Source organism: Lentibacillus sp., assembly GCF_035301925.1.
Lineage (GTDB): Bacteria > Bacillota > Bacilli > Bacillales > Amphibacillaceae > Lentibacillus.
The window spans coordinates 1-10,103 of sequence record NZ_DATGTI010000014.1 but is presented as its reverse complement, the minus strand read 5'-3'; the positions used below and the strand labels follow the sequence as shown (position 1 = coordinate 10,103).

The following is a 10,103-nucleotide window of genomic DNA, read 5'->3' as shown; positions in this document are numbered from 1 at the left end:
TGATTTTCCCAGTTTCGGAGAATACCCTCAACGTAATTCAACTGTCTTTTGTTATTGGCACATGCTATCTCCATAGCCTTAAGTATGATTTTTTCGGGTTGCTTAAATGATGAATCATCCAACCACGACAACAACTGGTTTTTTCCCTGAATATTATTTAACCCGAATCCGTTACCATCCCAAAATTGAATGATTGCTGAGGTCTGTTGTTGTTCTTGTTCTTTGTCTCCTTTCTTCTTTCTTCTCTCTTGTTCTTGTTCTGTTGCGTGATTGTCACGTGACGTCACATTTTTGGGTTTTTGCTCAATTTGTTTAGCCTTCTCACGCTCCCTTTGCCTTTGTTTTCTTAATTTATTCTGCTGCTTCACTCTATCCATCCCTTCAACATTTTGGTGTTTTTCCCAATTTGCAATGTGAATAAAGGAATCTTCGTCGATGTGAATCATGCCAAATTCACGTAAAGTCTTTAATGCAAGCCGTACAGTATTTACTGGTCTACTGAATATCGTAGCAAGCATTTCTTCCGTGTATGGAATATTTTCATTTAGATAGATATATCCATTTGCATTAGTTTTGCCTGCTTGGGCCAGTAATTTCACCCAAATAACCAAAATAGTATCTGCCTCTGGCATCTGCTCTATCAGTTTTATCTTTTCATCTTCAAACATAGATATATCTAACTTAATCCATTTCAGATCTTGCATTACTCTCTCCCCTTTTTGTAATCATCTAATCCACTCCTTATCTCGCCATGTTAGCATTCGACTTTTCATACAAACCTGAATCGAAATGTTGTATTCTTGCTCGAGACAAGATAATAATGAATTGACAATTAGTTGCACATCCAGTAATTCTTTAACACCTTCCTTAACCTGAGTCAGTTCAGTATCATCAACAAATTCTGGTGATTTAACCAGACTTACTCCTTTAAAATATTCAATGGCCTCTGCAGATTCGTTAATAAAAAACTCTGCCAAAGCTAACCGATGCCATTCTATTGCCTTTCCACTGTCTGCAATGGGAGTTATGTAATCCCTTGCTGTCTGACGTGCTATTTCAAAGCCGTATTTGGCATCATTGTAATTATGAACGCTGTCCCTAACCAAATCTTCACTCATACTGGTTTTGTTAGATTCTAAACCTGAGTAAAGCTGCTGACTGACAAAGATGTCTCTGGCCATATTTTCTTGTGATAGGCTTTTCCTCCCCCTTAATTCTTTTAATGAGTTTCCAACTTTCATCTTCAAAATCTCCTCTTTTATAGTAATTTATTAAATTTATACAAACTAGAATCGTAGTATGTTAGACTCAACCGACTTTGAATATAGAATTTTGACCTGTGTTTACACCGACCCATTCAGTATTCTGGTCAATCCAAACAAGAAGCTGCTTCGATGGAATTTTGGGACGACCGGTATCACGCAACACAGGGAAATCTTCCCTGTTTAATAGCTCCGATACCTTATTGTTCTTAATATCTAGAACTTCCTTGAGTTGCTCTCGGTTAAGTACAACTGGCAAGTTCATATAGCCATCAATTTTTTTGCTGAATTTTTCAAATGCCTGAGTTGCAATATTATCAGCGATTTGGTCCATGGTGTTTTCATCTATTTGAAATTGAAACATTAGATTACCTCCCAGATATTACTTAGGACACATATTGTATTCCTGTTCACTAAAAAATATTTCTTGAACTGACACTCCATATAGTTTTGCGATTTTTAATTTTATATCATCTCTTGGAATACGTTGTGCAGTCTCATACATTTGTAAAGCCGAAATACTTATTCCTAGCAATTCAGCCATATTTTCCCGGTTTTTGCCGCCACGGAAGTCTTTTAATCGTTTTGCAATAATTTGTTTATTCATTAGTGCCTCCCCCTTTAAACCACTTTTTGTGTTCTTATGAATCCATTATAGGACACGTTTTGTAGTTTGTAAACACATTTTGTGTATTATGATATTCATTAACACGATTTGTGTTAAAATCTAAGTAGGTGATGATGATGAAAAAGATAGTCGGTCCGCGCATCAGAGAACTTCGTCGTGAGATGGGTTTAAAACAAGAAGAGTTAGCCGAAAAATTAAATATGAGTAAAAGTTCAATCGGAATGTACGAGAGAAATGAGCGAAAGCCTGATTATGATACTCTGCAACAAATTGCAGATTTCTTTGGAGTTTCCCGCCCTTTTCTATTAGGAGATAGCGATCAAAAAAAGGGTTACGACGACTTCGACTCTCTAGCTGCTATTAAGGAAATTGTTGAAGACCTTGAGATCGAGGATTTATTCTTCCACAATATAGATGATTTGAAAAGCCTTAGCCCAGAGGATGTTGAAGACATTAGACATCACCTTGAATATACGCTATATAAGGCTAGGCAACGTAAAAAGAAAGAAGATAAGCAATAATATCACTCATGAACGCACACCACGTGACACTGTTGTGCTTTTTAAATATACAAGGTGTTGATAAAATGGAAATATTAAACGCCCCACTTACTATAGAGTAATCTGTAAAGATAATCAGGTGAATTCATAAAAAATTATGTAAATGGTGTACATCTATTTGTACACCATTTATAATACAATTAAACAGAACATACGTTCCAATCTATGAAGGGGGGATAGTATGAAGTACATTACTACTCCATTAGAAGATTCCATTCAAAAACTATACTGGAGAATTGGGATTAAGGAACCTAAACATTCGATAGAAGACATTGCTACAAGATTAGGTATCAGCATCTGTTATCAAAAGATACCGCTATCAGCGGATGGGATCATTTTCATTGATCCCCTTCAAAATAAATGCAAGCAGCGTGAAGTTTTTACACACGAATTAGGTCATGTGCTACAACATGTTGGTGTCCAATTAGGTATGCCGGAGGATTTTCGCCATATGCAAGAAGCTAAAGCTAGAAATTTTGCGCTGCACTTCACAGTACCAACATTTATGCTTTTAGAACTCAGTATACCTAAGTACCGAAATAAGGCTGTAAACTTGATTGCTGAAAGATTTGGCGTCACTCATGACTTTGCGGATGAACGTCTCTTGCACTATGAAAGACAGATAACCGGAGAGCTATTTTATGAGGAACTTTTAAAAGGCAATGAATCTACAGAAGATTATAGCCCTGGTGAAATTGATATATACGGTGATTTGCCCTTTTATGAGCAACCCGATTTCAAAGAACTTATTGAAGAATTTAAAAAGAATGGCGCTACCGATGATGAAATAAAAGACATAATTGCTCAGATAAAATATAAAGAAGATATTAACCAATGGTAATTTCAAAAATATTTACTACAGTAGGTTGATTTATACTTAAAGATATATATTTTTGGAGGGGCGAGTTATGGCATACTACCGAAAAGTAAAAGCAAAGAATAAAAAAGGATATACATGGGCATTTACGATTGACAGAGGAGTGGACCCTTCAACCGGAAAACGAAAACAGATTACCAGAAGAGGATTTAATACATCAAAAGAAGCTGAGCTCGCGGCTACTAAGATTATGCAGGAATTGGAGGATAATGAATACGTTGAGGAAAATAAAATAACTTTAAAGAACTATCTTACTGAATGGCTTGAGGTATTTGCAAAACAAAATGTCAGGAAATCCACATTCAAAGGTTACACCAGCGCAATATATTCACGGTTAATTCCTAAGTTTGGATTTATTCGAATCAAGGAAATAAAACCGCCGATGCTTCTTAAATATTACAATGAATTATCGGAAGAAGGTATCACACCGGAATATATAAATTATCTACACACTATATTGAAACATTCATTAGATACTGCGGTAACGTGGGGGTACATTAAAAATAATCCAGTATTAAAAGTTTCTCCCCCACCTCGGAAACGGAAACAAATGGACACATGGAGTGTTGATGAATGTAGATTTTTTCTGAAATATACTAAAGAACATGCCAAACATCATAAATATATGCTCTATTTTTTAGCCATTTTTACCGGCATGAGACGTGGTGAGCTACTTGGACTAAAATGGTCTGATGTTAATTTTGAAAATAATACTATAAGCGTTTCAAGATCCTTATATTATGTCCCGGATGAAGGTATCGTTACTCATGAACCTAAAACCTTGCATTCCATTCGGTCTATATCCATTTCAGATGAGGTTTTAAATAGGCTTCGGGAATACCAGACATGTCAAAAAGAAAAAATGTTATTGACCGGAAATCATTTGAGTGACTCTCACTTTATTATTAGCCCTTCTGCAGGATCACCTTTAAATCCAAATACTGTGCATAAGCTATTTCTATATGATATCAAGAAGGCAGGATTAAAACGGATCCGATTTCATGACTTAAGACATACACACGCAACAATTATGCTGAAACTTGGTGAACATCCAAAAATAGTATCAGAGCGTCTTGGCCATACCAATATTCAAACGACAATGAACAAATATAGTCACGTCACACCAAATATGCAAAAAGGCTCAGCAACTAGATTTGAAGATGCCTTTAAAAACGACATTTAGCAAGGAATGTGGTCAAAATGTGGTCATATAAGTTAATAAATGCGCCGAACCCCTTGATTATCAAGGTTCACGGCGCATAATTAATTACATGACCCGTTTAAACATCTTTTCCAGCTCATAAGAAGAAAAATGAATAATGACGGGTCTGCCATGCGGACAGGTAAACGGATCAGATGATTTTCGCAAATCTTCCAGCAGCCTGAACATATCATCCTGGTTCAAGTGATGGTTTGCCTTGATTGACCGCTTGCAGGACATTAAAGCAGCAGCGTCTTCTCTGATTCTTTCTACATCAACTTTCGCATCTTGCATAATCTGTTCGATCATTTCCCTGATAACCTCTTCCTCAAAGCCTTTCGGGAACCAATTCGGGTGAGAGCGGATGATATACGTCTGGTTGCCGAATGGTTCAAAAAACAATCCGACTTTTTCAAGTTCCTGAATATGGTGGTCAATAAAAATCGATTCTTGTTTGGAAAAATCAAATGTTAAGGGAATCAATAATTCCTGCAGCTCATTTTCTGTTTGTCCCAATTTTTTCCTGAAGCGTTCAAATTTAATCCGCTCCTGAGCCGCATGCTGATCAATCATATAAAAGCCGTTTTCATTTTGAGCCAGAATGTATGTCCCGTGAAGCTGGCCGATTGGATACATGACAGGCACCCGTGTCCGGCGGGTGCTGATTTCCTGCTCTGTTCTGATCTCTGCATCGGGCGCATCAAACGAGCCGTTTGCCGGTGTATCGTCAAATGATTTTTCAGGATAAGTCACAACTTTCTGCTCAGTTTCCTTATCAGTTGTTGGTTCTTGGCCGATTACCGAACTGTGTTCATTTACTTGCTGCGGATTTTGCCATGAAGCTGTTTTGGGTTCGGATTCGTAAAATTGCATGCTGTTCTGAATACTCTTCTGATTGTTTTCAGGCTGTTTCTGTTCCATCTCCGGTATAAGCGATGCATTTCTGAAAGCTGCTTGGATCGTTTCTTCAATTGCCGCGAATAACGCCTTGTCTTTGCTGAAACGTACTTCCAGCTTAGTTGGATGGACGTTGACGTCAACTAAAACCGGATCCATTTCAATTGCCAACACAACAATCGGTGAGCGTCCGACCGGAAGCAGTGTATGATAACCCTTTATGATAGCTTGTGTCAGCTGTATGCTTTTGATATACCTGCCATTAACAATTGTCGACATATAATTTCGTGAAGCTCTTGTTACTTCTGGTTTAGCGATATACCCTTCAATGGAGAAATCCAGCGTTTCATGCTTAACTGGCAGCATCTTCCTGGCAACACTCATCCCATATACCTGACTGATAACCTGCAGCATGTCCCCGGTCCCTGCTGTATTAAACAGCGGCTTCCCATTATGCACAACCTCAAACCGAATAGAAGGGTGAGACAAAGCCAGGCGATTTAACAAATCGGTAATGTGTCCAAGTTCGGTATGGATGGTTTTCATATATTTCAGCCTGGCTGGTGTATTGAAAAATAAATCTTCAACAACAATTTCTGTACCTTTCCGTGCATCACTTTTTGTCCGGTCTGTGATTACCCCGCCTTCAATTGACAACAATGAACCGGCAATGTCGCCTTCTGAGGTCTTAACCGACATTTTACTCACCGCTGCAATACTCGCCAGTGCTTCTCCCCTGAAGCCTAACGTGTTCACACGGAATAAATCCGTTTCATCTTTAATCTTACTTGTGGCATGGCGTAAAAAAGCTTTTTCTGCATCGGTTTCAGGCATGCCATTGCCATTATCAGTCACTTTTATCTTTTGCAGTCCGGCTTCTTCCACTTCAACTTTGATCCATGAGCTATTGGCATCAATACTGTTCTCAATTAATTCTTTCACAACTGAAGCAGGACGTTCCACTACTTCCCCGGCAGCTATTTTATTGGCGAGTGCATCAGGCATTTGAAAAATTCCCATGGAAACAGTCCTTTCATTCCTAGTTTTCTTTCACTTGTTTTTGCAGCTGGTATAATGCGTTCATGGCATCCATCGGTGTCATTTCAAATAGATTCATATTTTGTAGATCATTTACCACATTAGCTGCTGATTGCCTGACCGCGTTTTTCTCTGTTTTAGCTGGCTCTGACTCTGCCTCAGCAAAAAATGATAGTTGACCAGCCTCTATGGTATTTGGTTCACTGTTATTTTCCAGCTGGTGCAAGATAGTGTTTGCTCGTTCAATCAGCGGTGAAGGGAGATCAGCCAATTTCGCCACATGAATGCCATAGCTTTGATCAGCCGCGCCCTCTTTCACCTGATGAAGGAAAACGACATTTCCCTCATACTCTTCTGCCCGGACATGAATATTTTTCAGCCTATCGAGGGTATCCTCAAGTTCTGTCAATTCATGATAATGAGTTGAAAATACCGTCTTGGCATGAATATGATCATGAATATGTTCAACAAGTGCCTGAGCCAGTGCCATTCCATCATATGTGCTTGTACCGCGTCCGATTTCATCCAGCAAAACCAGACTGTTTTCGGTGGCATTGGCGATGGCATGATTGGCTTCAAGCATCTCAACCATAAACGTGCTTTGCCCTGATACGAGATCATCCGCTGCTCCTATCCGCGTGAATATTTGATCGAACAGCAGCAAATCAGCCTCTTCGCACGGGACAAAACAGCCGATTTGTCCCATGATAACGGTTAAAGCAAGCTGTCGCATGTATGTGCTTTTTCCGGACATGTTCGGCCCTGTAATCAGAAGTATGGAAGTCTTTTGATCAAGTAAAACATCGTTTGGAACAAATGCATCATTTTTCATGACCTGTTCAACAACCGGATGGCGCCCATTTTTAATCGATAATTGATTCCTCGAAAATTCAGGCCGTTTATACTGGTTTGCTTCACTGACTGTCGCAAATCCCTGGAGTATATCGATTTGGCTGACAACTTCCGCTAAATACTGAATTTCCGGAATATAATCCTTTACCTGATCGCGGATATCTAAAAACAAGTTATATTCAAGATCAACACTTTGTTCCTCTGCGTCCAGAATCAATTGCTCTTTTTCCTTTAACTCCGGTGTAATATAGCGTTCGGCATTTGCGAGTGTCTGTTTCCGCTCATATCTGTCTTCCGGCAGCAAGTGCAGATTTGCTTTAGTTACTTCAATGTAATAACCAAAAACGCGATTATACCCGACTTTCAGTGACTTGATATTTGTTTCCTGCTTTTCTTTCTGTTCTAACTCTGCAATCCATTGTTTCCCGTTTCTTGATGCTTCCCGATACGTATCCAGCTTTTCATGATAGCCGTCCTTAATGATCGATCCTTCCGTAATAGAAACCGGCGGATCCTCTTGCAGGCTTAATGAAAGTAAAGATGTAAGGTTTTCCGGAAACGAGAGCTTATTGCTTAATTCCGTAATCTTTTTCTTATCAAACTGGGTTAAAACAGTTTTTAATTCAGGGATCTTTTCAAGCGATTGTTTGAGCTGAATCAGGTCACGGGCGTTGACATTTCCGTAAGCAACCCTTCCGGCAAGGCGTTCCAGATCATATACTGATTTAAGTGTTTCACGCAATGCATCGCGTTCCATAAAACCTTGCAGGAAACCTTCAACCGCATCCAAACGCCCTTCGATTTCCGTTTGGTTTAACAGCGGACGGTCAAGCCATTTTTTGAGCACTCGCGATCCCATCGCCGTAACGGTCCGATCGATCACCCACAACAGACTTCCGTGTTTGCCCTTTTTCATGATGGTCTCTGTTAATTCCAGATTCCGTTTCGAATACATATCGAGAGATAAATAATTATCCAATTTGATAATGTGTGCAGGCTGCAAGTGATCGAGCGAGCGTTTTTGTGTATCTTCTATGTAATTCAGCAACCGGCTGAATGCCTGTACAAATCGTTCATCATTCAAATTTTCACATAAACTGCGATACTCCGCATTAAAGGTTGTCTCATCCTGATACGATAACGTGATATTTAATTTGTTCTGCAAATCCTCTTTTAGTGTATCAGGGAGATCGGACGCAACAACCATCTCTTTTATCGGCTGATTAAACAGTTCATGCATAACAGCATCCCACCCTCCGGGGATGAGTGCAATATTATTCTCGCCGACCGACAAATCATTATAGACGATGACATAAGAACCGTCCTCAAAATGTGAAAGACTGGCAATATAGTTATTATCGCGCTCCTCGAGCATATTGGTTTCCATAACGGTCCCCGGGGTAATCAGTTGAACAACTTCTCGTTTCACAACGCCTTTTGCTGTTTTAGGATCCTCTACCTGTTCACAAATAGCAACTTTATACCCTTTATCAATTAAATTTTTAATATAGTTGGCTGCAGAATGGTATGGCACACCACACATCGGAATTGGCTCCTCTTGTCCGCCGTCCCGTTTTGTCAGTGTGATTTCCAGTTCCCGTGCAGCGAGAGTCGCATCATCAAAAAACATTTCATAAAAATCACCCAGCCGGAAAAATAAAAAAGCATCTTTGTGCTCAGTTTTTATTTTCATATATTGTTCCATCATTGGTGTAGATTTAGCCATAACGAGTCCCCCAAAAACATGCGATATATTGTTACATTATAGCATATATTACCGGATGAGGACGAATGCAGCTGGATAAAGTGAAACTTCTTTCAATGGGGCGCCTTTCCCCCACTTATCTTTTCTGGTTTGCTGTATATTGAAGTGGAGTCTTGCTGCCCGTTTGGACGGGATAAAAAACTTACGAGAGTATTACCTCTCGTAAGTTGATTAATCCTTATCCTTACTGTCAACAAAGTCCGGCTTTACATCGCTCAGCTCATCATCTGTTATATCAAAGCCCCAGTCATCGTCATCATCAAATGTGTGACCTTTTGGATCTACCCTAACCGCAACTTTTGTCTCGCCAATGACCTGCACAACAAATTCACGTTCAACATCCACAACGATTTTATTGCCATGATGAGCAATTTCGCATTCCAGGCAATTAGGCTGCTGGACGACTTTGGCAATGACATCATAATCATCATTTAAGCAGTTATCGTCTTTTACTGACAGTGGGACATAGTCAGTATACGTCACGCGTTCGGTAACCACTTCTGTTTTGGTATTATCATTGTAAGAATACCAGATGTTAATGTCGTAACTCCCACTGATTTCAACCGTATCTTCTGATTTTTTCTTAGCATGGTACAAATGATTGATCACCCAGCAGCCTAGTATACTGGAAGGTCTATGTGATGGCGAAACATGGTGTGTTGCCTGCGTAAATTTTCTTCCTTTGCCGCAAATCGCTTTCGTAATAATTTCTCTATAATCATGTTCAAGAAAAGACATATCTTCGTTACCTCCTTTTACTCATAGTCATTTTATGCAAGACAAATACCTAAGGTGCATAATGAAATGACGAAAGGAATAAAGACAGTCAAATCTAATAACAATAAGTGGTTGGGACAAACGTATTGAATCAAAGAAAAATCCGAACTATGATTCAAAATTCGTGAGTTAAATTCCAAATCAGTTTAGATTTTTCTTTTTATAATATAATCGGTTTTCACCAAAATCAGGGAGAAAAATGCTGAGATTCCTGGGCAAGCATAGGCCTAGATGAGACCCCGCAGT

The 10,103-nt window shown here is 39.2% G+C and carries 10 protein-coding genes; 3 read left to right on the top strand and 7 right to left on the bottom strand.

What is annotated here, in order from left to right; genetic code table 11:
* The 4 genes from VK080_RS01600 to VK080_RS01585 all read right to left on the bottom strand — a co-directional run.
* Positions 1 to 704 (bottom strand): phage replisome organizer N-terminal domain-containing protein (locus VK080_RS01600; protein ID WP_324223060.1); only part of this gene is annotated, 704 nt, incomplete at its 3' end.
* 21 nt (positions 705 to 725) lie between these two features.
* Positions 726 to 1,241: a helix-turn-helix transcriptional regulator gene (locus VK080_RS01595; RefSeq protein WP_324223059.1), complete on the bottom strand. Its 516-nt coding sequence runs from the start codon at positions 1,239 to 1,241 to the stop codon at positions 726 to 728.
* Positions 1,242 to 1,308: 67 nt separating this feature from the next.
* Entirely contained in the window at positions 1,309 to 1,626 is a 318-nt protein-coding gene (locus tag VK080_RS01590) for a hypothetical protein (RefSeq protein WP_324223058.1), read from the bottom strand.
* Positions 1,627 to 1,644: 18 nt separating this feature from the next.
* Positions 1,645 to 1,869: a helix-turn-helix transcriptional regulator gene (locus VK080_RS01585; RefSeq protein WP_324223057.1), complete on the bottom strand. Its 225-nt coding sequence runs from the start codon at positions 1,867 to 1,869 to the stop codon at positions 1,645 to 1,647.
* Positions 1,870 to 2,000: 131 nt separating this feature from the next.
* Between VK080_RS01585 and VK080_RS01580 the strand changes: the two genes are divergently transcribed.
* The 3 genes from VK080_RS01580 (at position 2,001) to VK080_RS01570 (ending at position 4,510) form a co-directional block, all read left to right on the top strand.
* On the top strand, positions 2,001 to 2,411 hold the full coding sequence (locus tag VK080_RS01580) for a helix-turn-helix domain-containing protein (RefSeq protein WP_324223056.1): 411 nt from the start codon (positions 2,001 to 2,003) through the stop codon (positions 2,409 to 2,411).
* 220 nt (positions 2,412 to 2,631) lie between these two features.
* Positions 2,632 to 3,291, top strand: a complete 660-nt coding sequence (locus VK080_RS01575; RefSeq protein ID WP_324223055.1) for an ImmA/IrrE family metallo-endopeptidase — start codon at positions 2,632 to 2,634, stop codon at positions 3,289 to 3,291.
* 67 nt (positions 3,292 to 3,358) lie between these two features.
* Positions 3,359 to 4,510, top strand: a complete 1,152-nt coding sequence (locus VK080_RS01570) for a site-specific integrase (RefSeq protein WP_324223054.1) — start codon at positions 3,359 to 3,361, stop codon at positions 4,508 to 4,510.
* A gap of 84 nt (positions 4,511 to 4,594) precedes the next feature.
* On the opposite strand, the gene mutL is transcribed toward VK080_RS01570, so the two are convergent.
* The 3 genes from mutL to VK080_RS01555 all read right to left on the bottom strand — a co-directional run bounded on the left by mutL (position 4,595) and on the right by VK080_RS01555 (position 9,818).
* Positions 4,595 to 6,445: a DNA mismatch repair endonuclease MutL gene (mutL, locus tag VK080_RS01565; protein ID WP_324223053.1), complete on the bottom strand. Its 1,851-nt coding sequence runs from the start codon at positions 6,443 to 6,445 to the stop codon at positions 4,595 to 4,597.
* Positions 6,446 to 6,464: 19 nt separating this feature from the next.
* Positions 6,465 to 9,041, bottom strand: coding sequence for a DNA mismatch repair protein MutS (gene mutS, locus VK080_RS01560; RefSeq protein WP_324223052.1), 2,577 nt, complete (start codon positions 9,039 to 9,041; stop codon positions 6,465 to 6,467).
* A 210-nt stretch (positions 9,042 to 9,251) separates the two neighbouring features.
* Entirely contained in the window at positions 9,252 to 9,818 is a 567-nt protein-coding gene (locus VK080_RS01555; RefSeq protein WP_324223051.1) for an outer spore coat protein CotE, read from the bottom strand.
* Positions 9,819 to 10,103 lie beyond the last annotated feature (285 nt).